The organism is Nocardioidaceae bacterium (genome assembly GCA_018672315.1).
Lineage (GTDB): Bacteria > Actinomycetota > Actinomycetes > Propionibacteriales > Nocardioidaceae > TYQ2.
In genome coordinates this window covers 1,801,734-1,828,725 of record CP076053.1, presented here as the reverse complement: position 1 = coordinate 1,828,725, position 26,992 = coordinate 1,801,734, and the positions used below count along the sequence as shown (strand labels likewise).

The following is a 26,992-nucleotide window of genomic DNA, read 5'->3' as shown; positions in this document are numbered from 1 at the left end:
CGTAGTCAGCGCCGCCGCGGGCGCTTGTCCTGGACCGAGTCGAAGATGCCCCTGATGGGCTCGAGGGGGTGGCAGCCGGCCACGCGGCGGCTGGTCCGCAGTCGTGCCACGGCATCGCGGCGCTCAGCGGGGACCGGGACGTCTTGGCCTTCCACATGAACGGTTGCGCCGTCTGGCGCCACGTCGCGCACAAGTAGGTCGGCGGCCGTGGGTGCGACGTAGGCGAGTGCGTCCATCCCGGGGGTGTAGAAGTCCCGGCCGGCTGCGGTCAGGTGCCACCGGTCGATGACCGATGCCGTGGGGCGATGTGCCCATTCCACGAGGCGTTGTCGGTGCAGAGTCGGACTCGTCTGACCGAGGCTGAGTCCGCGGCGTCCCCAAGACATCAGGCAGTCCGCAAGGTGCCGGTGGGCCGGGCAGGGGTGGAGCTCGCGGTCGCGGCGGAGCGGCTCGGTCCACCACGACAGCGAGGGGACGGCGCAGAGCTCCGAGCCGGCTCGTCGGGACCACTGGTCGAGGACCTCGTGGGATGGGATGACCTCGGCGGCTCCGTCCAGCCACCTGAGGAGCGATGTCCGGTGGCGTTCTTGGGGTGCCGGGCCGGTAAAGACACTGGTCGGGTCGAGCAGCAGCCACAGCGAGAGGTCGCCGAGGATGGCGGTCTGGTGCAGTTCGGCCAACGTCTCGACGCTCAGCGCTTGGGCGCCTTCGACGACCAGGTGTCGGACGGGTCCGTGGATGAGGTGGACGAGGGGTCGGAGTAGGTGGCGTTCGCCAACTGCTCGCGGGCGGCTGAGTCCGACGGCTCCCAGCGCGTCGAGGAGGTCCTGGCTGAGGGTCGCGAGGCCGCTGCCGGTCTCGCCGGGCGCGGGTCTCACCCAGGCGGTGTCATCGAAGCTGGCGGTGGCCGCGCGCAGAGCCCGGAGCAGGTCCGTCAGCTCGGCCGGCGCTACGAGCGTCGCGACCGTGGTTGGCGCTGGGGTCATCGCTCGGCTGCACAGGTCAGGTCGACTGGGTATCCCGCGATGGCGTGGATGGCTCGTTGGGCTTGGGCGATGGTGATGGGGCCGCGTTGGTTCAGGTCGCGCAGTTCGAGGAGGAGCTTGGACCAGGCTCGCCACGACCCTTTGGCGTAGTGGGCGTCGATGGCCGCGAGGACGTCTGGGTCGGTGTCGGCGGCGCCGGGGTGGTGGGCGCGGATGTTGTCGACCATCTGGTCGGTGGCTTGGTAGTCGAGGAGGATGCGCCGGTCGATGCGCGTCCCGATGGCCGGTTGGGCGTCGAGGTGCTCGAGCAGGTTCGACCCGGCCAGGATGATGGCGAACTGCGGGAAGGGGTGGTCCCATAGCCAGCGGAGCTGTTCGAGGGCCTTCGGGCTGATGTGCTGTGCCTCGTCGACGATGAGCAGGGTCGGCTGCCGGGTGAGATGCTCACGGGCGGCCTTGCGCATCTCGGCTGCCGTCCCGTCCACGGGGGCGCCGATGACGGCTGCCGCGATCTCGTCCCACAGCTGCTTGTCGGTGTAGCCGCGCGGGATGTTCGCGGTGGCGGTGTGGACGTCGGCGACCGCAGCCACCGCCGCGAGCAGGGTCGACTTGCCTGACCCCCAGGGCCCTGAGACCGCAATGGCCGCGCCGCGCTTCAGAGCGCTGGGCATCCCGGCCGCCAGTGTGCTCATCTGCCGCGTGACCACCAGCCGGGACCCTTCGACCAGGTTCCGCTGCAGACGAGCCGGCAGCTGGCCCTCCGCGTCCTCGATGCGCCAGGGCCTGCGCTTCAAGGTGGGCTCGCTACTCATCGTCGCTGCCTTCCTCGCTGTCGGCGTTCTGGCCGTATGAGTCGGCCAGATCTTCGAGCTGGTCGTCGCTCAGCGCATCGGGTGGACGCACCTGCGGGTCCTGGCGCCCTCGGCGGGGTGACCTGCGGTTGCGGGTGGTGCCACCCGCAGGAGCCGCTGAGGGCCTCTGCGACGGCGAGGTGGCGGTGACGCCCTCGTAGGTGGGCGGCAGGTCCTGGTGGTCGCGGCCCGCAACTTCTGGTCCGACGGCCTCGGTTGCGTCGCTTTCGGAAGCGTCCGCGAGCGCGTCCCCGACCTCGTCCCAGGCGTCAAGCGCGTCGTCACGAGCCTGGCTCGCCCGCTGCTCCGCCACGGCGCGTTGCGTGAACCTGTCTCGCTGTGCCCGGTGCTGGTGCCCCTTCTCGACCTCGCCGACGGGGGCCTCGTCGCGGGGCGAGACCGTGCCGATGAAGCGGCCCTTGCGGTCGTACGCGTAGAGGGTGTCGGGGTCGAGCAGCTGCCGCAGGGTGATGCGCTCGCCGGGCTTGGCGGTGTCCGCGAGCGTGTTCGAGAGCCAGTAGCGGCCCTCGAAGTGGAGGCCGCGGGTGGCGTCGTAGGTGCGCTCTCCGGCGTACCGGGCGACCGCGCCTTCATCCTCCTCGGTCAGGGTGGGGCCTTCGTAGACCTGCTCCTGGGCGCGGAGGTCGGCGTAGACCTCGAGGCGACTTCTGCCGGCGTACGGCCCGGACTGGTAGGGGGTGGCGATGTAGGTGGCGAACCAGTCGTCAACCTCGGCGACGACAGCCTCGAAGGGCAGCTCGCCGTGGTCGAGTCGTTCGTCGGCGATGTTCTTCCAGCCGCGACGGGAGCCGGCGCCGTCGGCGAAGTGACCGACCAGCGACAGGTGCATCTGCTCGTGGTCGCCGTTGGACTGCGGTGTGTGGGACGCGATGGGGTCGTTGCCGATGCCGAGCCGTCGCGCGGCGGCCTTCGCGTCGGTGCCGATGAGGTTGCCGTGCTGGTCGGACACGAGCAGCCGGGCCACACCGGAGACTTCGACCGTGCGGGAGGGGTCGCGCGGGTCCGGGCAGCTGTAGCCGATCGCGGCGGCGGCGAGGAGCACTCCGGTGTCTTCTCCGCGGGCTCCGTAGGGCAGGACGCTGTAGGCGAGCGGGAGGCCGCTGGCGCGGTCGCGGATGAGGAGCAGCTTCGGTTCGATGAGCTCGCCGTTCTCGTTGCGTGCCGACAGCTTGAGGTCGTACTCGTCGATGGACCAGGTCTCGTTGACGCGTTCGCGGCCGGTGAGCGGCCAGGTCGCCTCGATGGCCCGCTGTGCGGCCGACCCCTTCCGCGCGCCCTCACGCACGGCTTTGCTGACGTTGTCCCAGGCTCCGTAGAGCGCGCTGCGGGAGTAGTGGTGCAGGCGGTGGGTCGGGTCTGCGTGGATGGCGCGGATGGCGTCGATGGTGCGGCTGAACCGGCCGAAGAAGGACACCTCGGCGGGGGTGAGCTGCAGGTCATTCGCGTCCTGGTAGCGGTAGAGCCACGACGGCAGCGGCTCGGTGCCGGTGACGGGCTGGAGCTCCTCGACCTGCAGTTCGCAGGCGGCACGCCACCACGTGTTGATGGTGCGGACGGTCACGTCCGCGCGACGAGCGGCGACCTTCTTGTCGTCCAGGGTCACCTTGCCGGTGATGGTGCCGCGCTCGAGGAGGAACAGCACCGCGGCGTCGCGCGTCGCCTCGCTGGTGCGCTTGCCGTGGTCACCCAGGCCGCGTCGGCTCCCGGTCGGCGAGGAGCGCCGCTGGCGGGCCTCCTCGAGGCTGACCGCCTGCCCACTCACGACGCCACCGCCGTCGAGCCCATGGCCGACGTGGTCGAGAGTGGCCGGGCTTGTGTTGGCGAGTCGAGCAGGGACCGCCCGGTCTCGTGACTGGGGTCGCAGACCCAGCAGTCGCCGATGGTGTGCGGCGCGCCCACCACCAGGTCGCCCTCCTGCGTCCGTGCCGCTGGGAAGTGGACGCTGCGGTAGGGCACCCGGTGGGACAGGACCCGAACCCCCAGGACGCGGCTGAGCTCCTGGTCCGCGTCAGTCGTGGGGAGCGTGTGGCGCAGGTAGGTCAGAGCCCGGCGGAGGTCGTCGGCGACCTTGCCGCGCACCCACCGGTCGACCTCGATGTGACCTGGCCGGGACGCGTAGTGAACGCGGTCGAGCAGGAGACCGCCCTCGACCCCGTCCCGGTGGACCCACACCGGTCGGCGACGGCCCACGAGCTCAGGTGCCTCGTCCGGCTCGCCGTCGGTCTCCGCTGCCGAGGGGCTCGGCTGGTTGGCCGCCAACGCTGCCGAGAGTGCGGCGTGCGAGGCGAAGCGCAGCCCGGCCGGCTGCTGGTGGGTGACGAGGTGTCGGGCGCTGGCTTCGAGGAACGCGACGCCTCGGCGGTCGAGCCTATCGGCGAACTCGGTCACGATCGGGTCGCACCACGTCGCCAGCGCGTCGGCTTGACCAGCGAGGGTGGCGGGGAAGCCTGTCGCGAGGAGGTCGTGCGCGAGCTGCTCGCCGGCGACCATCGCCGCCTTCTGGACTCGCGAGGGTCGAGAGTCGATGAGGTCGCTCTGACTGCTGCGGCGGCGGTTGGGGGTCACCGTGATGACGCCTGGCATCGGCCGAGCACGACCGCCGCGCCGACCTGCGCCGTTCTCGACGGTGCCGGAGGGTGCGGGTCGGCCGCCGACGTTCGGGTCTGCGCTCACGGGGACCACCCGGTCGAGGGTGGCTGCGAGGGTTCGGTTGAGTGACACGGCGCCACTGGTGCCTGGGCACCCCTGAAACGGCGCCGCGAGCACGCCGAAATCACTGTGCATCGCTTCTGCAAAGCGGTGAACGGTGACGTACGGCGGCGTGCGACCGCTCGTGCGCCCCCAGCGCTGCGAAGGTTCGCCTCGTGAGCGAGCAGGCGGCGGGACCCCAGCGCCGCTCGCCTCTGGACAACCTCACCCCGGCCGACTTCGTCGCGGGCGGGTGGCCGCACGGTCGTCTCGTCGTGCCTGCTGAGGCGTTCCGGACCTACGGCTTGACGCGTGACCAGGCCAGGGCGCATCTGCGAGCGGTTCGGGATCTGCGCCAGCTGGTGCTGGACTACGAGAAGTACCTCAAGGTGAAGAACACGACCCAGCTCGCGTTCTCCGCGCGCATAGGCGTGAGCGTCAACCGGCTTTCCGCACTCCGATCGGGAACGGCGTGGCCATCCTGGCGGCTGGCGGCGGTCCTCCGTTCGGCCGTCCCTGCAGCCGAGGTCCTGGAGCGCGGCCGGACTGACGGCGACCTCGACGACCAGTAGGCCAGACCCAGGCGGCGTCGCTGCTGCCCGGCTCTTCCGCACCGTGACGGCGCGCACTGAGGGTGCGTCTGTCTCGCGGCGTGTAGAGGTCTGCACGGCATCTCAACGGGTCTGGTGGCGGGTGGATGAGTGCAGGATAGAATCGAACATGTGTTCGAGTCAATGGGGTGGTGCGGGTGGGCGGCGATGAGTCGGCGAGTGCGGTAGAGCCGCACCTGCCGTGTGGGCGGTTGCCTGACGGGGCGTGGCTGTTCGCGCCGTTCGGTGAGGTCCTGGTCACCAACAGTGGCCGGTCGGTGGTGTGTCACGCGTGCGGTGATGCGCTCGCGGCCGTCTCGGCGGGGCACCTGCGGCGGCACGGGTTGTCGCTGGCGGGCTACCGCGAGCGGTTCGGTCTGAACCGAAAGACGTCGCTGGTGGCACCTGCTCTGGCGCAGGTGCGGCGTGAGGAGGGCGCGCGGCGGTGGGCGGACAACGTCAGCGTCCGCGAGGGGCTGGCGGTGGGTCAGGCGATGGCGCGATCGGGTGAGCTGCACGATCTGGGGGTGGCGGCGCAGCCTGCGGGCAGCCGCCGTTCCCAGGGGCGTGTGGCGGCGTCGTCTGCGGGCGCGTCGGGGTCGTTGCGGTCACATCGGCGGCAGCGCTCGGAGTCGGCGCGGCTGCGATGGACGGAGGCCGCCGCGCATCTGGGCTTCGAGTCCCTGGAGGCCTACCTGGACGACCGCCGGGGACAGGATGCGTCAGCGCACCGGGTGCGAAAGGAGCTCGGATGTGGTGGTTCTGCAGCTGCCCGGCTTCTGCGCGGTGCCGCGCCGCCCGGCCCGGGCGCGTAGGCGTGGGGCCAGGTTGGTCAGCGGACTATGACGATGGCGCCGCGTGCGGCTCCGCTGGCGATCTCGGCGTTGAGGCGCTCGGCGGAGATCTCGTTCTTCGAGTCGATAGCGTTCTGCGCGAAGATCACCGGCACTTGCCCGGCCGTCGCGACTGACTTTGCCCAACCCGGGTCGAGGTCGTCGAGCGGGAAGTTGCCCCGCGAGCCGTCCGGGAGGGTCACGTACAGCTTCGCCGTCGAAGCCCCGAACGGAGACAGTTCCAGTTCGACAGCGTGCGACGTCTGCCAGGAAGTCGGGGATGCGCTGATCGTGTCGAACCCGAGTGTGGGTAAGACAGCGACCCAACCGTCGTAGGAGCGCTGTCCGTCGCCGGCTGGGAACACGCCCATCGGTGGGAGCTGCATCACCAGAAACAAGTCGGGTGCCAGGCTGGCCGACCACTGGAAGTCTTCGCTGAGGATGAAGGTGGGTCCGCTCACACGCCGATCTTGCCCTATGCGTTGCCGCGCTGCGACGTCAGAAGCGCCGCGGCGGCTCGGCGAAGATGACGGTCCCGCGACCACCGCGTGACGAGGTGACCGCGAGACCAGCAACGGCAGGCGCTATCTCGCTGGGGGTCGGGGTGGGGGCAGGTGTCTGCTGCTCAGGGGTGTCCATCCCGTCGAGGGTCCGGCTTCTCGAGGCTTGCGCACGAGGCCGTCGTGCGCTGCTGTCGAGAGGGGTGTCGCCCGTCGCGACCGACGCCGGGAGGCGACCTTGGCCGCTCTCCTGCCGCTCCACGCGTCCACCCGTGACGTCGGCCGCGGACGTCTGCGGCCACAGCGCTTCTGCTCGCGGATGTCGCCGTCGCAGTCGGTGGCGTTGCGGTGTCGGCACCCGCTGCTACGGTGCTGCGCAGAGGTGGACGTGAACACCTGAGCGATGTGAGAGCCAGCCCGCGCCGGCGTTCTCGCACTCGAGCGGAAGCAGACCTGCGGCATCACGCGAGCAGCACACATTCGTTCATCCACACCTGCACAGGGGCGACAGAACGGGCGCGGCCGTCGACGACCCCTGGGACCAGGAACCACGATGAACCACTCCAAGCTCAAGAAGCGCGTCCGCGACCTGCAGTCGATCACCGGGATGGGCTACCAGGCGGCACGCGCCCACGTCCTCCGCGACGGCGGCGTCACCGCCTCACTCGAGTCCGGCTACGAGCTCCGGCACTTCGTCACCCCGGCCGCGATCCGCGCCTGGTTGCAGGTCAACCACCCGGCGGCGCTGGACTGCGCCCGCGGACGGCACTTCTACCCCCCGATGCCGATCGGCGAATGCGTCGCATGCGGGGTCTGCCTCACCGACGGCTACACCGGCGACGGCGACGAAGCCGAAGTCCACCTGAGCGAAGAAGAGTTCCTCGAGCAGTGCGTCCAGGTGAACGCCTACTACGAGTGGGCGCCTCCGCTGAGGTTCCTGTTGGAGCGGGGCGAGTTCGACAGTCAGGCCGCCTACCGTGACGCCGCCCGGGCTGCGACGCCGGACTCCGCGTTCTGGTCTGACGAGGACGGACTCGATGACAGCAGGTCGGAGCCGACAGCCTCTGCGACTGACCCATGGGGTCTGCAGGTCTGACGCACTGGGGCAGAGAAGCTCACGGCCGCAGTACCGCAGCTCGCCCCGCTACCCAGACGGTTGCGGGGCGAGCCGACCGGGCGGCATCGACGCGGCCCCGTCGCTTCATGCCGGCGCTGACTCCCGCTGCGAGGTCGTGTGCCAGCCGTGACAGCCGCGGCAGAAGTAGCTGCGCACCTCACGCCGCCGGCAGGCCTCGTCATCCGTGTCGCTGTGATGACGGGCGGCCGCGGCTGCGTGGAGCACCTGAAGGCACTCGGCCTTGTCGCGGAAGCGGCGCTTGCCGGTGACCCCGCACCGACCGGCCTTGCCCCGCGGCCCCACGCGCGCGTGCCTCCGCCGACTCATCGGGCTGCCGCGATCACGAAGCCGTGCGCCGGCAGAACGCCCTGGATCAACCGCCTCAGCCACCCCGGCCCGGACTGGAGCTGGGTCGTGAGGTCATCGAAGGCCTCTACGTAGCCGGGATCCTCGTTCATCTTCTGGACGTGCCGCCGGAGCGATCCGGCAACGCTCACTCCGCCCCGGCGCGCCCAGCGCCGCAGCGGAACCCAGTAGCTGGCCACCTCGCAGCGCGCACGCTGCCAGCTGCTTCGCGGCACCTGCCCAGCACCCGGGCCTCGGCCCGGAAGTCGCTTCTCTCCGTCACTCACTTCGTGTCTCCTCTGCCGCTTTGCGGCTGTTGTCGCACCCTGTTGGCACTCGTCGTAGGAGCCGACGGTAGACCCGTCCTCGGCGTGAGCGCAAGGCTCTGACAAGAAATCTTGCAGCGAGTCCCGTCTTGTTGCAGGTGAGGCGCTATCCGGGGCTATGATGAGGCCGTGGACGAGGAGACGAGAGGCCCGCGCTCGGGTGAGGATGAGTCCGAGGGCGCCATCGGAGATGGTTCGAGCGCGTACGAGGTCTGGTGGGTCGCCGGCTCCGAGCCGGGCGCCACGCGGTTCGGCCAGCTGGCCCAGCGACTGAGGCGAGATCAACGGCTCTCGGTCGAGAGAGTGGCGACTGAGGCGAACTTGTCGGTCGGTTCGGTCCGCGCCGTCGAGCAAGGTCGCCGCGCACCCTCCAGAGACTCTGCAGTTCGGCTGCTCACAGCGCTGCTGCCCGAGGACGCTGTCCAGGTGCATGAGGGCGGCGGCGACGCGGCCGCCGACCTCGAGGTGCTCGACCCGAACACCGGTCAGCGGGTCTTGATGCAGTTCAAGGCGAAGTCTGCGGGCGACAACCGTCGATGGTCCGCAGATCAGGGCTCGGTCTCGGAGACTCCGCTCGAGGCGCGTCTACGGGAGCGCTTGGAAGGGATGAAGTTCGACAACGAGGCGTTCGCGCGTGGCATCGCGCCAACGATGGCGGTCCTCGAGTCGTTGCCTCGCGAGGTCTCCACGGAGGGCATGTCTGCGGCTCTCACGACGATGGCCGCGCGCGTAGACGCGTTCTGGGGGTGGGCCCGCGAGCCCGCCGACGACGCTGCTCTGGGGTCTCTGGTGCGCCGCGCGGCGACCTTGAACGGGCTGCAGGCTCACCGCACCAAGGAGCTCCTGCACCTGTGGGACGCCACCGCGTCAGGTCAGGCGTCCACGAGGGAGCGCGAGGTGCTGCGCGAGGTCGAGCAGCTTCTGGACTCGCTGGAGGCGACCAGGGAGCTGCAGCGACTGGAGCGCGAAGGCGACGACTCCCAACCTTCGGAGTGACTGCTCAGCGGATGTTCTCGCGCCCTGCCTGCGCTTGCTCGTCAGAGCCCTCGGCCGTGCGCTGCCGTTGCAGGAGGCGCTCGGTGAGGTCGACGGTCGCGAGGTACCACCAGAACACCCAGTCGAGGAACGCCTCGTCGTAGTCGCTGCGCTGCCGCTCTTCGTTGTGCCGCATCGCGAAGTCGTTCGCGATCTGGAACAGCGCGCCCTCGTCCTTCCGGAAGAGGCTCGAGATGAGCAAGGCCCGGTGGCGTTCGAGGACGGCGTACAGGGCGTTGCAGGCGGAGACCTTGTCGCGCCGCGTGGCCTCGCGAGCGCGGAAGAGGGCCAAGGCGTGGCGGACGCGTTCGCCGGTGTCGTCGCCGGGCAATGCCGCCATCCTCGCGGCGAGGTCGGCTCGACCCTCGTCGACCACAGCCACGAGGCGGCCCTGGTCATCACCGTCGTCAGCGAGGCGGAGACCCAGGCTCGACCGCTCCAAGATGCGGTTGACCTCCCACCGGTACACCGCCCGCCCGACACTGGCCGAGTGGCCGACGTGGTGCCAGGCGCAGTCCTGAAACCCGTGCATCCAGCGCGTTCGCGGAAAGCCGGCCAGATCGTGGATGACCTCGATGAGGTCGAACAGGTTCACCGGGTCCGCTGAACCGTCCGGATCCTCGAGCAACGTCTCGACGTCGGCGTTCCACGAGACGAGGCGGCCGAGACGCTGCTCGATGGCCTCGTCGGCTCGCCAGTCGTGCTCGTCGGGACAGTCCTTGCCGAAGTGATGCTCGAAGTAGCCGCGAGCCTCCAGGTCCGCGACCAGCGCCCGGAACGCCACCGCGACACCGCCGGCGTCGAGGCCCCCGCCGGCGCCGCCGCGCCCCCATTGAGAGTAGAAGGGCCTGGCCGCGCGAGGGTGCGGCAGCGACTCCGCTCTCGTCAGCAGGTAGCTCACGAACTCCGACGCCGCCGACTGCGCCGAGGACTCCTTGTGGTGGCCGGTGGCCCACGGGTCGCCCCCGACCTCGCGGGCCCGCCGCGCGGCCGTCTGGAAGTCCTCAAGCGGCTGATCGCCGGTGAAGGCGTCCACGAGCAGCGCCTCCACGCGGTCGTTCACACCGCCGGGTGCAAGAGCTGCGATCGACTGCAGCTCATCGCGGAACGTGTCGCGGGGCCAGCGCAGCTCGTAGTCGTCGTCCTCGGCCACGTCTCTCCTCAGGGTCGGGGACCTCTGTCCACCGTGACACAACGCCGGCAGCGGTCGACAGAGGCTGGAACTCGCCCGCACTGGGGGCGTGCTCTCAGCGTCGGACCTGCCCAGTGCCGTGTAGACCTCTACACGCGAGGTGCATGCCGGGGACGCCGAGGGAGCTGGTGCGCGGTCTACGCGCTCGCGGTGGCGGCCGGGCCGGTCAGAGGTCTCGTCCTCGCAGCGCGGCGATGAGCTTCAGCAGGTCCTCACGCAGGCGCGGGGTGGCGCCAGCGAAGACGTGCAGGAAGCGGAAGCCGACTGCGAGGGACGCGATGACCAGGACGCAGGCCAGCGCAAGCACCACCGAGCCGCTGTCTGACGACAGCGCGCAGCAGACCACAAGGGTCGTCGGGGTGGCGAGCACGGACTTGGATGCCATCTCGTGTTCCTCGGGCAGCAGAAAGGCCCGCACGGCGGCGGGCCTCGGATGGGCGGGCACGCACCTCAAGGCGTGCCCGGGCAGCGGTAGCTCCTCTCAGTCAGGGGTCATGAAGACAGGGTGTGCGCCGGCGAGAACATCGAAGTCACGGCGGTAGGCCGACCGTGTCGTCGGGAGGCCGGGCACGGCGGGGTGGCGTGCTGCCAGCGCGTCACGCACGCGTCGGGGAGCCGGCGGCGGCAGCCCGCTTGGAAACGGGCTGGGGCCGGCGGGCGAGGAGCGCAGCGAATGCGCGATACCCCTCTACCTGTTGGATTTTCCCGGAGAATTCGCTGACCTGCGGCCTTGGGTCTTGGGAGGCGAGCACGTGAGGCACAAGGTGCGGGGACGTCCGCGGCCGGTGGAGGGCAGCGGCAAGGCGTTCCCGCAGATCCGGCAGTTGCCCGTCGGCGACGACACCTTGCCCCGCGGCGGCGCCGGCGCGGGGACGCGGGCGTCGTTGAGTCGGTTCGCGAGGAGGTTGGGAACGTGCGCTTGCGGGTGGCGCTCCGCGGCGAGCCGGCGGGAGAAGGCACGGAGCTCGTGGATGATGCGGGTGACCTCGTCAGGGCGGGCGGGTTCGGGTCGCTCGAGCTCGCCGAAGTGGCGGTCGAGAGCCTCCTCGTAGCCGTCCTCGAGGTCGTACAGATGCTCGCGCCCTGTCAGGTCGTCATCGTCGAACTGACCCGCGGGGAACTGGTCGAACCAGTCGCCTGGCACCGGGACGCTTCCCATCAGGGCGTCACCTCCACCTGCCGAAGTGTGGGCAGGCATGACGGCCCCACACAGCGACACGGTGACAGATCGCCGCTCTGTCACCGTGGAGGCGCGCCGAGGGTGTGCTGCCCCGGGCTGACGACTTCCTTCGCGCAGGCGCGATCCTCCCGGCGTGTGACAGCCTCGCACGCGCCGCGGCCCGGCGACGGGACCGCGCTGTCGTGGCGCGTCGCGGGGCCGGTGCCGTCAGACGGCGCCGAGGGCCCTCGGCAGGACGGCGTCGACGTGCGCACCGACACGGGGTCGCGACACACTGCGGGGATCCCCTGCTGTGAGCTGTGGCATCCACCGAGACTCTGCTCTGGTGAACGAACCGCCGCCGCGGCTCCCTCTGACCTGGCATCTGTGGCGCACGGCGACCGGAAGCCCTGACCGACGAGCGAGCACCGGGGCCACCCAAAGCGCCGTTGCCAAGGCGTCCAGGAGCAGAACCTCGGGCAGTCCCACGCGCTTCGTGTCGCTGACGGACCGCCTGCAGGGCCGAGGCGATCGAGGCTTCTCGTCACCCAGGGTGCGCACGGAGCTGGGCTGCGGTGGTCCCGCCGCCGCGATGCTGCTGCGGCGTGATCCCTGAACTGGCTCATAGGGTGAAGGCATGAGGGGGACTGTGCACTCGGTGGCGTGGGAGCACTGCACGAGCAAGCTCAAGCTGGCGGGTATCGAGGCCGAGGGCCGTCTGCGGATGCCGGAGTCGAGCGACAGGTACGGGTGGGGACCCACGGCGTGGCTCAGCAGCGGTTGCCAGTTCAACCCTCCCTGCTGGCGAGCGCTGTTCGGGCTGAATGAAGTGGCCAGGGTTCGTTCGTTGAACGATGACTCCAGCCTCGTGGGCGGTCAGGCGCAGTCGGGGTGGGATGCGGCGGTGTTCCCGGGCAGCGCCCACCAAGGCGGCCCAAACGGGCTGTGGCTCGCAGTGTTCAGGCCAGAGCTTCTCGCGTTCGTGCGCGCCGCTCCCGGTCCGAACGAATGGCTGGACCCGTTGGCGCAGGGAGACTTCTCGTGAGCTGCTGCACCCCGACCTCGACGCCGGGCTCCAAGGTGATGTCGAGGGTGCCGAGCCAGTGGCTCAGCGCCATCAGGAAGCCGATGAGGTCATCCTCATCCAGGTGGGCGTCCAGGTCGACCCCACCGCGCGGATGCACCCGAGCGACGGCATCGCGGGCCTGCTGAACGCTCTGCGCAACGTGTTGGGGCACTTCAGACAGGTCGCTCGGCGTGGTCACGCTGACCACAGTGCGCACCTCCGCGGCCGGGCACCACGGTCCACGCGGTCTCCGCACCCAGGTCCTGGCACCCGATGCCTGACTGCGCGTCAGCGCCGCAGCCAAGATGACGGGGACGTCACCAACAACAACGGTGACGCCATCTGCGGGTTCGGTCGGGCTCAGGCGTCGAGGCGCACGCGGTACGCCTCGCCGATGCGACCAGACTCCACCGCCATCACCACCGCTGAGATGAGCGCGCTGCCCGCGTCTGTCGGTGCTCGCCACGATGCTGCGTAGATGAATGAACGCCCTGCCGAGGCTCCGACCCAACTGGACTTCGTGACGGACGGCAGCCACGACCGGGGGCGCCACATCGTCCGTACGGTCACCGGCAGCTACCTCCTCGACCTGACCCAGCGGCGCCTGATGCGCACACCCACCACCCTCACCTGCGGCACACAGGCGATGACCCTGACCTTCGACGTCGACGGCCGCTGGCTGCCGCTCCGGGAGCTCAACGAGTGCGAGGTCGGCAAGCCCCTGCGCGCGCGGGTGCTCATCGCCGGGGTCTCACAACCCCTGCGGAGCTCGCCGGTGCAGTGCATCGAGGCGACCGACTGACCACCCGAACAAGAAAAGAACCGACGGCCGAGCCCCAAGTGTCAGGGCACCCGGACCTGCGCTCCTAGCGCCAGTCGGCCCGAGCGTGCCGCGGAACTCGGACGTCAGAGGTCGCGCTCGGCGGCGGCGCGGGTCAGCTGCGCGACTCGGCCCTTGGACAGGCCGGTCGCGTCGGCGATGCGTGCGTAAGACCAGCCGCGCGCCCGGAGCTCCGCGACGGCACGCAGCCGCGCCAGTGCGACCTCGTCGAGCGCGTCGTCCAGCGCAGCGTAGAACTCCCCGACGGCCGCGACGGTCTCTACAGGGCCCGGCACCGCCTCGAGCCGGGCGGCCTCAGCCGTGATGGCGTCCTGCAGCTGCTGGGAGAGCAGTGCGGGACGGTACCCGTCCCGCCGTCGTCGAGGTGGCACCGCATCACCCTCGGTCCGTGTAGAGGTCTACACGAAACAGGCGCGCCGAGCCGCCTCCCCGGTCGGAGATGTACTGACGAAACCCTGACGGAAGTGGGGCGGCGAGCGTGCAGGGGGACCTCGCAACGATCCGAGGATGCACGCGCTCAGAGCCCCACCCGACACGCGCACCCGCGCCGGGCAACGCATCTGGCAGTGCTTCGTGCTCGTCGGGCTCAGCTCTTCGCAGCGCTATCCACAGGCGCGGCGGGCTGACCGGCCCTGAGCCATCTGAGACCTACAGTGGCTCCGCCGGCTTCGGCCGGACTTGTTCGCGAGCTGCGGTGGGTTGCGCACAGCCGTGAGTCGTCGTGAACGGGGTGCGTGAGGCCTCGCAGTCAGGACGATGCGAGACCGCGGGCGGGAAGGTCGCTCCGCAGCCTGGTGCCTTGCCGGGTCATCGCCGTCGGATAGGAGTTGAGTGATGTCGGGATGGGGTTCGGACGCGCCCAAGCGCGTCATCCCACCACCGACGCCGTCGATGATGGCGCGCCATCGTGTCGCGCCGGGCCTCGGCAAGGCGCGCGACCCCGACGCCATCTACCTGTTGGACTCCGGGGTCGCGTTCGCATTCGCGTACGTTGACCGGCTCGAATTGCTCTCGCGGCACTACGCCGGCCAGGTCGTGTACACGGGCGCCGTTTGGCGGGAGTGGCAGGACCGAGCGGACTCTGCATACAGACCAGGTCAACCCGGCGAGGACGCCGAGGGGCGCGCCCGGCGGCAGAGGCACAACGGGCTCCGCGTCGCCGCGGGCCGGCTCGTCAAGCAGGCAGAGATCTTGTTCGGTCCCCCCATCGAGCTCGACCCGCGTGAGCACGGCGAGGAGATCGCCGCGCTGAAGCGGCAACTTCTCGACCTCACCGGACACGATCAAGATCCGGAACTCGTTCCAGCCGAGGACCTGACACACGCGGGCGAGTGCGAACTTGTCCGCTACGGGGTGGTCCTCCGAGAGGCCGATGCCCGACAGGTGGTGGTGCTTTGCGCCAACGACGGCGGCGCACGAAAGCTGGCGCGCGCACAAGCGCTTGCTCAGCGTCAGATGCACGGGGTCCTCGAGGAGATGGCGGAGGCAGGTTCTCTGACTGCAGGTCAGGTACGCGCCCTATACCTCAAGATGACGCAGGTGACCGAGCTTCCCGCGGTCGACCGGCCAGACCTCGGTCCTCCCGCCACCTGACAGCTGTGAGCCAGCCGCGCAAACCCACTCCGTAGGACGACTCTGGGCGAGACCCGTCCCGGTGAGGGCAGCGCGGTCCCTGCGGCGGGTCGTCTGATCAGTTGAAGGCGGGCACGTACCCGGCAGACTCGAAGTCGCGGCGCAGGGCTGCCGGGTCGTCAGCGTGCCAGAGTCGCGCCATCGTCCCGAGGCCGACCAGCCCCTCGGTGTAGGCGTACAGGGCGTCGCGGGCCAACGTCGCGGGCGGCTCGATCTCCCCGGCCTGCGACGTCACGGTCTTGGCGAAGTCAGCAAAGCCGTGTCGCCGAAGCAGTTGAACCGCTGCCAAGCCCTTGACCCGCTCCTTCTCGTCGGGGTCGAGCCAGCGGAGCCTGTTGCACCTGATCGCAGCTGCCTTCACGCTGACGTTGAACGTGGCGGCGACCGCGCACGTCAGAAGCTCGGCGTCCTCACCGTGCAGCTCTGAACCGGCAGGGCCGACGCCGAGTTCTGTGACGAGCGCCTGGACGCCACCCTTCGGCATCAGGAGCTCGCCGGCGAAGTCGTTGGCTCGCCACTCGTGCTTCTGTTGCTTTCCGTCGCGGTAGTCAGGCAGCACCACGTTGGCGTCACCAAAGAGCAGATGCGCGAGTTCGTGAGCGATGGTGAACCGCTGCCGGGGCACGGGGTCGGTGCTGTTCACCAGCGCGAGCGCCATCGCCGCCGCCCCCGACGGCGCCTGGACTCCGTCCGTCACGAGGAGCCCGACGAGGTCCGTGTCGAGCGGCTCACGGGCGACCATCAGCCCGAAGGTGGACTCGACCAGCGCGCTGATGTCTTCGATCGGCTCGTCGCCGAGTCCGAGTTCCGAGCGCACCTGGGCTGCCAGTTCTGTGCCCTGGTCGATGTGGCGCCGGGACGGGCTCGGGAGCTTCTCGATCTTGAGGAAGGAGGTCGCCTCCGCGGCTACGAGACCGTTCAGCTGGTCCCGGACCTCCAGCAACTCGCGGGCACGGTCTTGGGCTTCCGGGTACTCGGCGTCTGCGTGCGCCAGGCGGGCCGCCAGGGCCAGTTCGCGCGACCGCTGCGGCGTCTGGTCGGGCTCGCCGAGCAGCGAGGCTACTGACACACCGAGGGCGACCGCCAGGACTCCGAGCTCCCCGGCCCCTATTCCGCGCTTGCCGCTGAGCATCCGGCTCATCGCCGCCTTCGACAGGCCTGCGCGGCCGGCGAGCGCGGTCTGGGACAGGCCAGCCCGTGTCATCGCGTCGTGGATGCGCGCCACGATGGCGTCGGTGCCCGCGGCGGGGCTGTCGCTTCGGGGAGTGGTGTTCATAGGTGGATGCCTCACTCTCAGACTACGGACTGTTGCAGTTTCCGCAACTCGAAACGGTGCAGGCACGCCCGCCACGCGCAAGGGGCTTGCGCGGGCTTTGCGCAAGGAGTCTCAGCGCCGGCGCCGGCGCGCGGGTGGCGTCGACGAGGTGTGCGCGGTGAACCGGATGCCGCGCAGCGGCACCGGGCATCGTTGGCGATGTGACCACGTTGTTCGAGCACTACGACCTTCCTGAGCCTCAGCGCATCGGAACAGCTCATAGCCTCGCCATCGAGAAGGAGCTCGGGAGGCTCAAGCGCGCGGAGGACGCAGACGACCCTGGCCAGGTGCTCGGGGAGCTGAAGTCCTCGCTCGAGGCCATCGCGAAGGTCGTGCTTGACCTGAACGGGACGCCTGCCCAAGGTGCCGCCCCTTTCGAGAAGACCCTCAACGCCGCGCACGACCTCCTGGCCGACCAGCCGGGAGTCGAACTGGCCGTCGGTGGTCCGTTCGCTCGCATCGCCTCAAGCGCACGCAAGGCCGCCGGGTCGATGGCCCAGATCCGGAACGAGTACGGCACTGGACACGGCCGGTCGTGGACGCCGGAGGTGAAGGACGAGATGCGCCTCTTGGCGTTCGACGCCTCGATGCTGTGGGCTCGATGGGCGCTTCGTCGCCTCGACCGGTTCGCCCAGGGCCGTCCTGAGACCCTGGTGCGCGACCTGATCGGCGATCCCTACGGACAACTCACCTTCACCGCCGGCAGCCTCGGTGTACGCCTCCGGGAGGCCAACCTGCCCGCGCAAGAACCTCGGCACGCGCGCGCCATCGGGGTGGCCGTCGGCCAGCGCTCCGCCTCAGGGACCTTCGTGGTGACCGACGACGGAGTCCGAGCACCCATCGCCGACCCGGACCTCGCGACCTGGCCCGCCGACTACCGACTCGGCGTCGCCACCGGTCTCCTCTTCACTCCACAAGGCGCGTCGACCAGCAGCGCCCACACTCTCCGCTTGGCCGTACGGGTCCTCCAGCCGGTGACAGACCGCTCCGGCGAGGTCGCCGATCTCCTTCGCCGCACCATCCAGGCCACAGCGCCGCACCCCATCGCGAGGGACCCCCAGCTGCTCGCGGAGTTGCAGGCGCTACTCCAGGCTTGTGCCGCGCAGCGACCGTGGGAAGAGCGGCCGGTCTGGCGCGAACTGGCCCAGCACTTCGGGCTCGCGTGAGTTGAGCCCACCTGGGCGATGCCGCAACGATGCCGGTCCTTCGGGCCCGGTCGAGGTGGGTGCAGTGGAAGCTTGCGCCGCCGCCGGCTGGCCCGGCGAGCCGATGACGAAACCCTGACGGAAGGCGGCAAGGTGTGGCCGGTGTCCACGGCCTACAAGCGACGGTCCTGCGGGAACTGCTCCGCACCCCTACAGCAGCCGGGCAGCGGCCGCCCCCGGCGGTGGTGTTCCCCCGCGTGCCGACAGTCCGCCTACGCCCGACGCCGCCGTCGCGAGCCCGTGCGCAACGAGTGGTGGACCCCGGCGGAGCTGCGGGCCCGCGTGCTCGCCGAGCACCGCATCGTGCTCGACGCCGCAGCCTGTGCGCAGTCGAAGCTCGTCGATGAGTACCTCGGCCCCGACCACCAACTGCCCGGACGGCGGGACGCGTTGGCGTTCGACCACTGGCACGACCTCGTCGACCACGCACTGGGTGACTGTGAAGGGGCGCCGGCCGTTGTCTGGCTGAACGCTCCGTACCTACCGTCGAAGACGCTCTACGAGTTCCTCGGCCGCGCTGTCGCGACCGCGGCGGCGGGCACTACGGTGCTGGCGCTCGTCCCGTCGGCGACGGGGACTCGCTGGTGGTGGGACCACGTGCTCGACGGCGGCGGGTCGGTGGAGTTCCTCCGCGGCCGCTTGGCGTTCACGGGACCGCACGCCGGGTCGGGCTCTGCGACTGTTGCGCCGTGGGCGTGCGCTCTGGTGACCTGGAGACCACCACCGCAGCCCGGTGGGCAGCGTCGGTCGGCGGCGCCGACACCCACGTGCAGCGGGTAACGGACGGCCCTCCAGTACCGACCCCGGAACTGCCGAGACTGCTTGTGAGCGGGATAGCCTCTGTCCCTTACGCAACTATCGGGAAGTGCGGATGTCGAGAAACCGACTGCAGCTGGTCTGGCCGAACAAGGAGAAGCGGCTCCTGACCCACGGCAGCGACACCTACGAATGGGTCGACCCGGAGGACTGGCGCTCCAGCGAAGTGCGGCTGCTTGAGCCGGTCAACGACGTAGGTGACGCGTCTGCCGGCAACCTGGTCATCCACGGCGACGCGCTGCATGCGCTCACGAGCCTTGCGCAGCTTCCTGAGCTCCGAGCCCGCTACCTGGGCAAGGTGAAGCTGGTCTACATCGACCCGCCTTTCAACACCGGCCAGGCGTTCACGAACTACAACGACGCGGTCGAGCACTCGGTCTGGCTGACGATGATGCGTGACCGACTCCGTCAGATCCGCAGCCTTCTCGCAGAAGACGGCACCGTCTGGGTGCACCTCGACGACGTCGAGGTGCACCGGATGCGGTGCGTGCTCGACGAGGTCTTCGGCTCTGAGAACGGCGTCGCCAGCTTCCTCTGGCGCAAGGTCGACAGCCCCAACGACAACAAGGTCACCGTCACGCCCGATCACGAGACGCTGCTGGTCTACGGCAAGCGGAAGAACGTCGCCAGCGCGTTCAGCCGCAAGCCCGACCTCAACCTCCTGAACGCCTACGGCGGGGAGGACTCTGAGGGCCGTCGCTACCGCGACCGCCTGCTGAAGAAGAACGGCAAGAACAGCCTGCGCGAAGACCGCGAGACGATGTGGTTCCCCATCACCGACCCCGACGGCGGCGAAGTCTGGCCCATCCACGACGACGGACGTGAAGCTTGCTGGTCCCTCGGGCAGAAGCGCGTGCGAGAGCTCATCGCACAAGACGCTCTCATCTGGAAGAAGCGCCCCGACGGCGACGGCGGCGAGAAGTGGGTCCCCTACACGCGCGAGTACGCCTCTGAGACTCCCTCGCGTCCCTGGCCGACGATGTGGACCGACCTGCCCACGACTCGTCAGGCCAAGGCGCACCAGCGCGCGTTGCACCCCGGCGTCCGGGAGGTCTTCGCGACACCCAAGCCGGAGCAGCTGCTGCAGCGCGTCATCGAGATGGCGACCAAGCCTGGCGACATCGTCCTCGACTGCTTCGCCGGAAGCGGCACCACCGCCGCTGTCGCGCTGAAGATGCAGCGGCGCTTCATCACCATGGAGGTCGAGGAAGAGACCGTCGAGAACTTCCTGGTTCCACGACTCACCCAGGTCGTCGAGGGCGCCGACCCGGGCGGGGTGACGGCCGGGACCACCGAAGTCCCCGCAGCGCCGCTCCCCGAGGGCGTCGACCTCGAGGCCGTGAAGGCCGCCGTGAGGACGATCGGGGCGCTGTCTGACGAAGCTCTCCTTGATGAAGTCCTCGAGCCAAAGGCACGCAAGCAGCTGCTCCGTAGGCTGCGCGCACTGTCGAAGTCGACCATGGTCGACACAGGGACGGGCTGGGACGGCGGTTCGGGGTTCCGCGTCCTGCGGGTCGCGGAGTCGATGTTCGTCGCAGACGACGACGGCGACCTGTACCTCGCCGAATGGACCCACCGCACCGAACTGGACCGAGCCGTGTGCGCGCAGCTGCGCTACACCTACGAACCCGCCGCCCCGTTCGTCGGACGTCAGGGCCGGTCCCGCCTCGCCGTCCTCGATGCGATGGCGACCGAAGGCGCCGTCCGCCTCCTGGTCGATGCACTCGGACCAGGCGAGACCCTCCTCGTCGTGGCACAGGCCATCGGCGACGGGGCCGAGGCCCTGCTGCGAGACCTACGCAAGGGCTCCAAGATCCGGAAGATGCCCAACGACCTCGCCCGCGCTGGCGTGCTGCCGAGTCAGGTGGTCCAGCTCGAGGGCGCGACGGACGGTGACGACTCGTGAAGACACTTCTCTCCGTAGAGCACGACGAGGCGGCAGTCGCGGACGCCGCGGCACGCCTGCAGCTGCGACGCCCCAACGCACAGGCGCTCGACAAGGTCGCAGAGGCCACCGCAGCCAGCCCCGGCGTCAGCCTCGAGGTCGTCTGCGCGATGGCCACCGGAGTCGGCAAGACCTACCTCGCCGCCGGCGTCATCGACTACTTCGTCGCCGCGGGTGTCAGGAACTTCCTGATCGTCACACCTGGCTCGACGATCCAGCGCAAGACGGTCGACAACTTCACACCAGGACACCGGAAGTCCGTCATCGAGGGCCTCAATTGCGTCCCGACCATCGTGACCCCCGACAACTTCAACACCGGCGCCGTCGCCTCCGCCCTCGACGACGACGAGCAGGTCAAGGTCTTCGTCTTCAACATCGACTCACTGACCCCGCCGACCAAGGGGCGCCGCAAGCGCACCCACTCGTTCACCGAGTGGGTCGGCGGGGACCTCTACAAGCACCTCTCGGAGCTCCAGGACCTCGTCGTGCTCTCCGACGAGCACCACACCTACTCCGACGACGCAGAGGTGTTCGCCAAGACAGTCCGCTCGCTCGAGCCGGTCGTCCTCGTCGGCCTGACCGCAACGCCGACCCCCACCGACCGACAGAAGATCATCTTCGAGTACCCCCTGGCCAGGGCCATCGCCGAAGGGTTCGTCAAGACTCCGGTCCTTGTCGGCCGCACCGACTCCTCCACCGACCGCGAGCTGCAGATCCGCGACGGACTCGCGATGCTCGCCGCCAAGCAAGAGGCAGCAGACGCCTGGGCTGACTCCCAGGGCCGCGAGCGCGTGAACGCCGTGATGTTCGTCGTCGCCGAGTCCATCGCCGACGCCAACGACATCGGCCTGCTGCTCCGCAAGCCCGGCCTGTTCGAGAACGACTACAGCGAACGCGTCCTCGTCATCCACTCCGACGCCAGCGAAGAAGCACTCCTGCGCCTCGCCGACGTGGAACGTCCAGACTCCAAGGTGCGGGTCATCGTCTCGGTCTCGATGCTGAAGGAGGGGTGGGACGTCAAGAACATCTTCGTCATCTGCTCTTTCCGCCCCTCGATCTCCGAGACCCTCACAGAACAGACCCTCGGACGGGGCCTTCGACTCCCATGGGGCGGCTACACCGGCCGGGAGTTCCTCGACTCAGTCGAAGTGCTCTCCCACGAGCGCTACGCCGACATCCTGCGTCGCGCCGATCAGCTCCTGGACGGCCTTGTCGCCGAGCGCATCGCAGCGAGCACGCCCAGCGACGAGAACGCGCGAACGACCTCGAGCAGCCCATCGGAGGGAAGCGACGCCCCCTCCGCGGGCGACACCCCTTCACCGCAGCCCACGTCGCCGCACACGATCTCGACGACGGCGCCTGGCACGGGACCCGACGTGGGTGTCGGCCCTGAACTGATCGGAACCTCCGGCAGCGGCGGTCTCGACGCCTCCCACCACGACCGCGGCGTCTTCGCTGACAAGGTCGACGACGAGCCCGCCCCGGCCGTCGTAACGATCGAGGAACGCAAGGAGATGGGCAAGAGCGCCGCCGCGGACAAGCCACGCACGCTGACGTTGCGCCACGACTTCGAGGTCCCCCGCGTGCGCCGCGAGGTCGCCGGCCGACCAGCCCTGACGCTGTCATCCATCCCGGAGGCGGACTTCAGGGACCTCGGACGTCAGATCGGGGCCCACGACACCGCGAAGCTCTCGCGGATGGAGCTTTCCGTGGTCGAAGACGGCGAGTCGCCGTCCGGGTTGAAGCTGGTCCCCAAGGAAGTCGAAGGCGTCAGCCTGGCCGCGTCGATCGTCGAGCTCCCGCTCGAGGACGTCCAGCGGTCCTTGAAGCAGGGACTGCTCTCGGTGAGGTTCGTGCGCTCCTCCGCCCCGGCCGACGGGAACGCCGCGAACCGGCTCGCGAATGCCCTCATCGAAGGGGCGGGTGGCGAGCGCAAGGTCGCGCCCTACGTCAGCCAGACCATCAAGCTCATGACCCAGTTCCTGGCGAAGAAGCATCGTCAGTCCCCAGACCAGTACGAGAACCACGTCGATGAGAGCTACAGCCTGCCGGCGGAGCGGCCTGTTCTCCGCAAGCGAGAGTCCAACAGGTACGGCCAGTTCGACCGGAAGGCCTCCTACAGTGGCTGGTCGAAGAAGGCGGCATACGAGGAAGCCTGGTTCGACTCCGAGCCCGAGCGCGCCTTCGCCAACCTCATCGACTCCAGTGACTCCGCCATGGTCACCAAGTGGGCACGCCTGCACATCGACGACCTCGTGGTGGAGTGGGAGGGCGGCCGCTACAACCCCGACTTCGTCTTCACCACGGACACCGGCGTGCACTACCTGGTCGAGGTGAAGGGTCAAGACCGCCTCAAGGACGCGGAGGTCCTGGCGAAGCGTCGGGCCGCAACCGAGTGGGCGCGCTTCGTCAGCGATGACGGCCGGTCCGGCGAATGGCGGTACCTCTTCGTGCCCCAGTCCGAGGTCCGGACACCGCTGTCCACGCTCATCAACCGCCTGACCGCCGAGTAGAAGGCGGAGACGGCTCAGCCCGAAGGACGCCCGCTCCGCACACCCTGCCGAAGGTCGCGGAGCCGCCGAAGTCTCGCCACGTTCACCGGGTCGTAGGCGTAGGTCTCCGGCCGGTCGAGCAGCTCATTGAGGACCTGGAAGAAGCGGGTCATAGACCACCCCAGGGTGTCGTAGACGTGGCTCTCCATCACACCCGAGTGCTTCCAGCGTCGGCTGGCGATCGCGAGGACCGCCTTCTCCTCGTCGGTCAGATCCGCGGCGGTCGGCGCCGCGGCCTCACCTGCGGTGTCGTCGGACGGTGGCTGCTCCACTCCTGCGACGGTGCCCGCGTCCGCGCCGACGTCAGTTGGCGGCCGCGCCCGTCGGTGCCAGCGAGGGGAACCACGGAGACTCCGCGACGACCGTGCCGGTCGCTGAGACCGACCACACGTCGACGCCGCCGGGTCCCCGGCGGCAGCCCAGGCGCGCGGTGGCGGCCCCGGCGAGCTCGGCGGGCACGACCACCGCCAAGCGAGCCTCCCGACCGTGCGCGACTTCGGCTCGCGTCTGCTCGAGCACCGAGCAGGCCTCGTCGAGGTCACCCGCACAGTCAGCGAAGGCCAGGAGGAGCGTGTCCGCACCTCGACGCGCCATCAGCGCCGTCGTGTCAGTGGGGAGGACGTCCCAGGCCCGTTCCAGAAGGACGTCGAGCACCGGGGGCAGCAGTTCGTCTGGGTTCACCTCGGAGACGTTACGGCGCTGTTGGCACCGGCCCAGAAGTTATCCACAGGCGTGGCCTATCGGCCAGGCTGGGGGCGCTGGTCCAAGGCGAGGACGCCGAAGGCCGCCCAGGTGGAGTGACACCGGCGCAGCGCCTCGGCGGCGCGGGGCGGCGCCCGCCTTCCGTGCTTGAGGACGCGTGGGCGTGTGCCGGGGCGCGGCGGGGTCGGGGGGCGGGTGTGTCCAGGTGCGGCGGGGAACGGACGGCCGAACCTAGGATCGGGGCGTGAGCGATGCAGATGCGCTGCCGGATCCGGGCTTGCCGTGGCCGGCGATCCGGATGTGGGTCCGGCGGGTGCTGGCGCTCGGGTGGCTGGCGCTCGGAGCGGTGCTGGTGCTGCTGGTGGGGCTGCCACGCCAGTGCGCGACCACGGGGAGCCGCACCGACTTCGTCCGGACGTGCGAACCGATGTCGGCCACGGCCCCGGAGGTGCTGGTGTTCTTGCTGGTGCTGGCGATGCTGCTGGCCCCGGAGTTCTCCGAGTTCGAGGTGCCGGGGCTGGTCGCGTTCAAGCGCAGCGTCGCCGCGGCCACCGGTGAGGTCGAGGACCTGCGTGAGCAGGTGGCGGCGGTGTCCCAGGACGTGAAGCTGTCCTCGGCGTCTGCGGCGGAGGCGAGGGTGGCCCAGCAGTTCGTCTTCCCGCTACTTCGGGAGACCGGTGAGGCGCTCGGCGTCGCGACAGGCGCACCGCCGGGCACCGTGAAGCCCCGGGTCGCGCTGAGTGCGCCCGCGCAGGCGCAGGCGGCGTTCGTGGCGGGGTTCACCGGCCTGGACTCCCTGCTGCCCGGGCCGACGCGTCTGGTCGGGTTCACTACCGATGGTGAGGGGTGGGAGGCGCCGCACGCCGATGAGGGGACCGAGGAGCTGGTCGGTGAGCTCGAGCGGCTGCTGCACGAGGCGACAGCGGCCGACCCGGCCGGCGGACCAGGGGAGTCGTGGGACTTGCTCTACGAGCGCAGCCCGTCGGATCCGTCGTTGCTGCTCGTGGTGGCTCCGGCGCGCCAGTCAGGTCAGGTCGTGGCCGCGCTGGGCGTCATCGCCGACACCAGCGCCGACACCGGCACCAGTCCAGGTGACAGCGCAGGTGGCGGACCAGGTGGTGAGATGGGCGTCGACGGGCCGGTCGACGCGGCGAGTGTGGAGGAGCTGGCTGTGGCTACGCAGACGGCTGCTGATGTGTACGCGACGCTGCTGGTGATGCTGTTGGGAGAGTCCGCCCCGGTATCGCGGGTATGATGGGGGCGTTGCACAGTCCCGGAGAGGACGGTAGGTAGTCATGGCGACTCGTATGCGCATCACACCCGAGCAGCAGGCGCGGGCGCTGCAGGAAGCGCTGCGCTCTCCGCGCGGGGTGACGATCAAGCTCACGACGGGGCAGAAGCGCGCCCTGGCACAGGCGAGCCGTGACGGTGCCGCGAAGAAGGACATCACGGCCCTCCGTCGCCGCACCGCCTCTTCCTGACCCTCGACCCGCTACCCGCCGCGTCGAGGCGCAGCGGACCCTGTCGACTGCCCGTCGCGGGCGCGTCGACTGCGGGAGCCCATGCAGGCGGCGTCCGGGGTGCCGGTTCGTGGCGGCGGGTGCCCCGCCGGCGCGCGGTCGTGCTGTTGCGGCCCCTTGGAGGCCGCGACCGACTTCCGCCGCGTCGTCGCACTCGCGCCCTGACCCGCTCGCCTTGCCGCTGCTCCCTGAGCGGCAGGGACTCAGTACCAGGAAACCGCCCCTGGATCGTATTGGTCCAGGGGCGGTTTGCATTCGGCAGCATCAGTCGCCGGTCACCCAGGGGAGCTGCTGGTCCACGAGAACCTCGACGCTCCCGTTGCGCGTGAGCAGCCAGCCGTCGGCTTCGAGATCGCGGAGCTGCACCCGCCTGCGGCGAGCGTCTTCGGCCGCGGCCTCCTCGGCGAACCAGTCGTCCTTGACGGGCGGGGGCGGGTCGTAGAGCTCGGTGGCTAGGAAGAACTCGAGGTCGCCGAGGGTGACGCGGCGACCCACCGGAACGAGGCGGGCCCTGCCGGCCCGGTTGAGGGCAACGAGGACGGGCTCGTTCGGGTAGTAGTGGCTGAGGTCGCCGAGCTGCGAGGTAGAGAGCCGGTCAAGGTCGCCGGGGTCTCCTCGCAACAGCTCCACGTTGCCGTGTTCGTCACTGCGCACCAGAGGCAGGTGCGCCAGGTCCGGGTGGTCGGGGTCGTGTCGAACGGTCGGGGGGCGCCGTTCCGGCGGTGGCCAGGGCAGCCTGAGGGTGAGAGCCACGTGGACTCCTTCGCGTCGGTTGTGACGACCGTCTGGTCGTGCGGACGCGCGGAGACCGTTGATGCCCGGGCGGGAGCGGCAACACAGGGAGTTTCCCGACTGGACGAGGCAGGGTGCGGGAGTCTCCCGACTGGACTGGAGTTTCCTGCTTGGACGCCAGGAAACTCCCGCTGGATTCCGCACCTCCCCGACGACGACACGGTCGGGTCTCATCCGCAGCGACTGCCTGACCAGGTCCCGCACCGTCACCTCGCCGCTGCCCTCGACGTTGGCCGGACGCGCCTCGAGCGCGACCAGATGAGGGTGCGGCGGGTCCAGCTCGGCGGAGTCCTCGACGACGACGACGCGCTCCTCGTCCGGCACCTCGCCCAGCAGGGCTGCCAGCAAGGTGGTCTTGCCCGAGCCGGTGCCGCCGGAGACCAGGAAGGCCAGACGGCGGCGGACGACCGCACGCAGGATCTCCGCGGTGCCCGCGTCCATGGAACCAGCGGTGACCAGGTCCTCGAGCGAGGTCGCCCCCCGTCGCGGGACCCGCAGCGAGATCGACGTGCCGCCTCGGGCCACCGGCGCCAGCACGGCGTGGAACCGGGTCCCGTCGCGCAGCCTGAGGTCGGCGTGCGGCATCGCGTCGTCGAGCCTCCGACCCGCACCCGCCGCCAGCCGCTGCGCGAGTCGACGCACCTCCGCGTCGTCGGCGAAGCGCACCTGCGCCGGCTCCAGGCCCCTGCCGCGGTCGACGTAGACCGCGTCGGGGCCGTTGACCAGCACGTCGGTGACCCCGGGCAGCCGCAGCAGCGGCTCCAACGGACCGGCGCCACGCACCTCGAGCGCGAGCGCGTCGTGCACGGCGAGCACGGTGCCGTCGCCGTGCACCTCCCCGGTGCGACGCAGCGCCGCGGCGACACCGCGCACGGTGAGGTCGCCGTCGCCGGAGGCGAGTGCGGCACGCGCGACCTCGACGAGCGGGGCGGGCGCCGCGGTCACGGTGCGAGCCCGAGTGCG

The 26,992-nt window shown here is 70.0% G+C and carries 26 protein-coding genes; 12 read left to right on the top strand and 14 right to left on the bottom strand.

What is annotated here, in order from left to right:
- Positions 1 to 5: 5 nt before the first annotated feature.
- The 4 genes from KLP28_08685 to KLP28_08670 are packed head-to-tail and all read right to left on the bottom strand — an operon-like array spanning position 6 to position 4,531.
- On the bottom strand, positions 6 to 986 hold the full coding sequence (locus KLP28_08685) for a hypothetical protein (GenBank protein QWC83726.1): 981 nt from the start codon (positions 984 to 986) through the stop codon (positions 6 to 8).
- Positions 983 to 1,798, bottom strand: a complete 816-nt coding sequence (locus KLP28_08680) for an ATP-binding protein (protein QWC83725.1) — start codon at positions 1,796 to 1,798, stop codon at positions 983 to 985. Before KLP28_08680 ends, KLP28_08685 begins: the two co-directional genes overlap by 4 nt.
- The gene (locus KLP28_08675; GenBank protein QWC83724.1) at positions 1,791 to 3,620 is read right to left on the bottom strand and encodes a hypothetical protein; all 1,830 of its coding nucleotides are present in this window, start codon (positions 3,618 to 3,620) and stop codon (positions 1,791 to 1,793) included. Before KLP28_08675 ends, KLP28_08680 begins: the two co-directional genes overlap by 8 nt.
- Entirely contained in the window at positions 3,617 to 4,531 is a 915-nt protein-coding gene (locus KLP28_08670; GenBank protein QWC83723.1) for a hypothetical protein, read from the bottom strand. The genes KLP28_08675 and KLP28_08670 overlap by 4 nt, the downstream gene beginning before the upstream one ends.
- 191 nt (positions 4,532 to 4,722) lie before the next feature.
- Here KLP28_08670 and KLP28_08665 point away from each other — a divergent pair, with 191 nt between their 5' ends.
- Both KLP28_08665 and KLP28_08660 read left to right on the top strand, forming a co-directional pair.
- Positions 4,723 to 5,118, top strand: coding sequence for a helix-turn-helix domain-containing protein (locus tag KLP28_08665; GenBank protein ID QWC83722.1), 396 nt, complete (start codon positions 4,723 to 4,725; stop codon positions 5,116 to 5,118).
- A gap of 176 nt (positions 5,119 to 5,294) precedes the next feature.
- The gene (locus KLP28_08660; GenBank protein ID QWC83721.1) at positions 5,295 to 5,951 is read left to right on the top strand and encodes a MucR family transcriptional regulator; all 657 of its coding nucleotides are present in this window, start codon (positions 5,295 to 5,297) and stop codon (positions 5,949 to 5,951) included.
- Between the two features lie 17 nt (positions 5,952 to 5,968).
- Here the strand turns inward: KLP28_08660 and KLP28_08655 are convergent, their stop codons facing one another.
- Complete coding sequence (locus tag KLP28_08655; protein QWC83720.1) at positions 5,969 to 6,430, bottom strand: hypothetical protein; 462 nt, start codon at positions 6,428 to 6,430, stop codon at positions 5,969 to 5,971.
- A 592-nt stretch (positions 6,431 to 7,022) separates the two neighbouring features.
- Between KLP28_08655 and KLP28_08650 the strand changes: the two genes are divergently transcribed.
- Complete coding sequence (locus tag KLP28_08650; GenBank protein ID QWC83719.1) at positions 7,023 to 7,565, top strand: hypothetical protein; 543 nt, start codon at positions 7,023 to 7,025, stop codon at positions 7,563 to 7,565.
- Positions 7,566 to 8,386: 821 nt separating this feature from the next.
- Entirely contained in the window at positions 8,387 to 9,253 is an 867-nt protein-coding gene (locus KLP28_08645) for a helix-turn-helix domain-containing protein (GenBank protein ID QWC83718.1), read from the top strand.
- A 4-nt stretch (positions 9,254 to 9,257) separates the two neighbouring features.
- On the opposite strand, the gene KLP28_08640 is transcribed toward KLP28_08645, so the two are convergent.
- The 4 genes from KLP28_08640 to KLP28_08625 form a co-directional block, all read right to left on the bottom strand.
- Positions 9,258 to 10,445, bottom strand: coding sequence for a hypothetical protein (locus tag KLP28_08640; GenBank protein QWC83717.1), 1,188 nt, complete (start codon positions 10,443 to 10,445; stop codon positions 9,258 to 9,260).
- A 205-nt stretch (positions 10,446 to 10,650) separates the two neighbouring features.
- Entirely contained in the window at positions 10,651 to 10,869 is a 219-nt protein-coding gene (locus tag KLP28_08635; GenBank protein ID QWC83716.1) for a hypothetical protein, read from the bottom strand.
- A 303-nt stretch (positions 10,870 to 11,172) separates the two neighbouring features.
- Positions 11,173 to 11,643 (bottom strand): hypothetical protein, encoded by a 471-nt coding sequence (locus tag KLP28_08630; GenBank protein ID QWC83715.1) that lies wholly within the window; start codon positions 11,641 to 11,643, stop codon positions 11,173 to 11,175.
- Positions 11,644 to 12,602: 959 nt separating this feature from the next.
- Positions 12,603 to 12,908, bottom strand: a complete 306-nt coding sequence (locus KLP28_08625) for a hypothetical protein (protein ID QWC83714.1) — start codon at positions 12,906 to 12,908, stop codon at positions 12,603 to 12,605.
- A 279-nt stretch (positions 12,909 to 13,187) separates the two neighbouring features.
- Between KLP28_08625 and KLP28_08620 the strand changes: the two genes are divergently transcribed.
- Entirely contained in the window at positions 13,188 to 13,511 is a 324-nt protein-coding gene (locus tag KLP28_08620) for a hypothetical protein (protein QWC83713.1), read from the top strand.
- A gap of 104 nt (positions 13,512 to 13,615) precedes the next feature.
- Here KLP28_08620 and KLP28_08615 read toward each other — a convergent pair whose 3' ends face one another.
- A complete protein-coding gene (locus KLP28_08615) occupies positions 13,616 to 13,921 on the bottom strand; it encodes a hypothetical protein (GenBank protein ID QWC83712.1) in 306 nt (101 codons plus the stop codon).
- Positions 13,922 to 14,384: 463 nt separating this feature from the next.
- On the opposite strand from KLP28_08615, the gene KLP28_08610 reads away from it, so the two are divergent.
- Positions 14,385 to 15,143, top strand: a complete 759-nt coding sequence (locus tag KLP28_08610; GenBank protein QWC83711.1) for a hypothetical protein — start codon at positions 14,385 to 14,387, stop codon at positions 15,141 to 15,143.
- Between the two features lie 97 nt (positions 15,144 to 15,240).
- Here KLP28_08610 and KLP28_08605 read toward each other — a convergent pair whose 3' ends face one another.
- Entirely contained in the window at positions 15,241 to 16,407 is a 1,167-nt protein-coding gene (locus tag KLP28_08605) for an ImmA/IrrE family metallo-endopeptidase (protein ID QWC83710.1), read from the bottom strand.
- 251 nt (positions 16,408 to 16,658) lie between these two features.
- On the opposite strand from KLP28_08605, the gene KLP28_08600 reads away from it, so the two are divergent.
- The 4 genes from KLP28_08600 to KLP28_08585 all read left to right on the top strand — a co-directional run bounded on the left by KLP28_08600 (position 16,659) and on the right by KLP28_08585 (position 22,976).
- Positions 16,659 to 17,663 (top strand): abortive infection family protein, encoded by a 1,005-nt coding sequence (locus tag KLP28_08600; protein ID QWC83709.1) that lies wholly within the window; start codon positions 16,659 to 16,661, stop codon positions 17,661 to 17,663.
- 279 nt (positions 17,664 to 17,942) lie between these two features.
- Entirely contained in the window at positions 17,943 to 18,482 is a 540-nt protein-coding gene (locus KLP28_08595; GenBank protein QWC83708.1) for a phage N-6-adenine-methyltransferase, read from the top strand.
- Positions 18,436 to 20,424 carry a site-specific DNA-methyltransferase gene (locus tag KLP28_08590; protein QWC83707.1) on the top strand — a complete coding sequence of 663 codons (1,989 nt, stop codon included), beginning with the start codon at positions 18,436 to 18,438 and terminating at the stop codon, positions 20,422 to 20,424. The genes KLP28_08595 and KLP28_08590 overlap by 47 nt, the downstream gene beginning before the upstream one ends.
- A complete protein-coding gene (locus tag KLP28_08585; protein ID QWC83706.1) occupies positions 20,421 to 22,976 on the top strand; it encodes a DEAD/DEAH box helicase family protein in 2,556 nt (851 codons plus the stop codon). Before KLP28_08590 ends, KLP28_08585 begins: the two co-directional genes overlap by 4 nt.
- A 14-nt stretch (positions 22,977 to 22,990) precedes the next feature.
- Here the strand turns inward: KLP28_08585 and KLP28_08580 are convergent, their stop codons facing one another.
- Entirely contained in the window at positions 22,991 to 23,287 is a 297-nt protein-coding gene (locus KLP28_08580; protein QWC83705.1) for a DUF3263 domain-containing protein, read from the bottom strand.
- Between the two features lie 31 nt (positions 23,288 to 23,318).
- Positions 23,319 to 23,696: a hypothetical protein gene (locus KLP28_08575; protein QWC83704.1), complete on the bottom strand. Its 378-nt coding sequence runs from the start codon at positions 23,694 to 23,696 to the stop codon at positions 23,319 to 23,321.
- A 265-nt stretch (positions 23,697 to 23,961) separates the two neighbouring features.
- Here KLP28_08575 and KLP28_08570 point away from each other — a divergent pair, with 265 nt between their 5' ends.
- Together KLP28_08570 and KLP28_08565 are read left to right on the top strand one after the other, a co-directional pair.
- Positions 23,962 to 24,972: a hypothetical protein gene (locus tag KLP28_08570; protein QWC83703.1), complete on the top strand. Its 1,011-nt coding sequence runs from the start codon at positions 23,962 to 23,964 to the stop codon at positions 24,970 to 24,972.
- 40 nt (positions 24,973 to 25,012) lie between these two features.
- Positions 25,013 to 25,198 carry a hypothetical protein gene (locus KLP28_08565; GenBank protein ID QWC83702.1) on the top strand — a complete coding sequence of 62 codons (186 nt, stop codon included), beginning with the start codon at positions 25,013 to 25,015 and terminating at the stop codon, positions 25,196 to 25,198.
- A 303-nt stretch (positions 25,199 to 25,501) separates the two neighbouring features.
- Here the strand turns inward: KLP28_08565 and tadA are convergent, their stop codons facing one another.
- Positions 25,502 to 26,974 carry a Flp pilus assembly complex ATPase component TadA gene (gene tadA, locus KLP28_08560; protein ID QWC83701.1) on the bottom strand — a complete coding sequence of 491 codons (1,473 nt, stop codon included), beginning with the start codon at positions 26,972 to 26,974 and terminating at the stop codon, positions 25,502 to 25,504.
- Positions 26,975 to 26,992: the final 18 nt, after the last annotated feature.

Bases quoted from the DNA above. Each gene is read 5' to 3' on its own strand.
- KLP28_08565 (QWC83702.1), top strand. From the start codon at position 25,013: ATGGCGACTCGTATGCGCATCACACCCGAGCAGCAGGCGCGGGCGCTG.
- KLP28_08685 (QWC83726.1), bottom strand. From the start codon at position 986: ATGACCCCAGCGCCAACCACGGTCGCGACGCTCGTAGCGCCGGCCGAG.
- KLP28_08635 (QWC83716.1), bottom strand. From the start codon at position 10,869: ATGGCATCCAAGTCCGTGCTCGCCACCCCGACGACCCTTGTGGTCTGC.
- KLP28_08610 (QWC83711.1), top strand. From the start codon at position 14,385: ATGTCGGGATGGGGTTCGGACGCGCCCAAGCGCGTCATCCCACCACCG.
- KLP28_08620 (QWC83713.1), top strand. From the start codon at position 13,188: ATGAATGAACGCCCTGCCGAGGCTCCGACCCAACTGGACTTCGTGACG.
- KLP28_08650 (QWC83719.1), top strand. From the start codon at position 7,023: ATGAACCACTCCAAGCTCAAGAAGCGCGTCCGCGACCTGCAGTCGATC.
- KLP28_08680 (QWC83725.1), bottom strand. From the start codon at position 1,798: ATGAGTAGCGAGCCCACCTTGAAGCGCAGGCCCTGGCGCATCGAGGAC.
- KLP28_08630 (QWC83715.1), bottom strand. From the start codon at position 11,643: ATGGGAAGCGTCCCGGTGCCAGGCGACTGGTTCGACCAGTTCCCCGCG.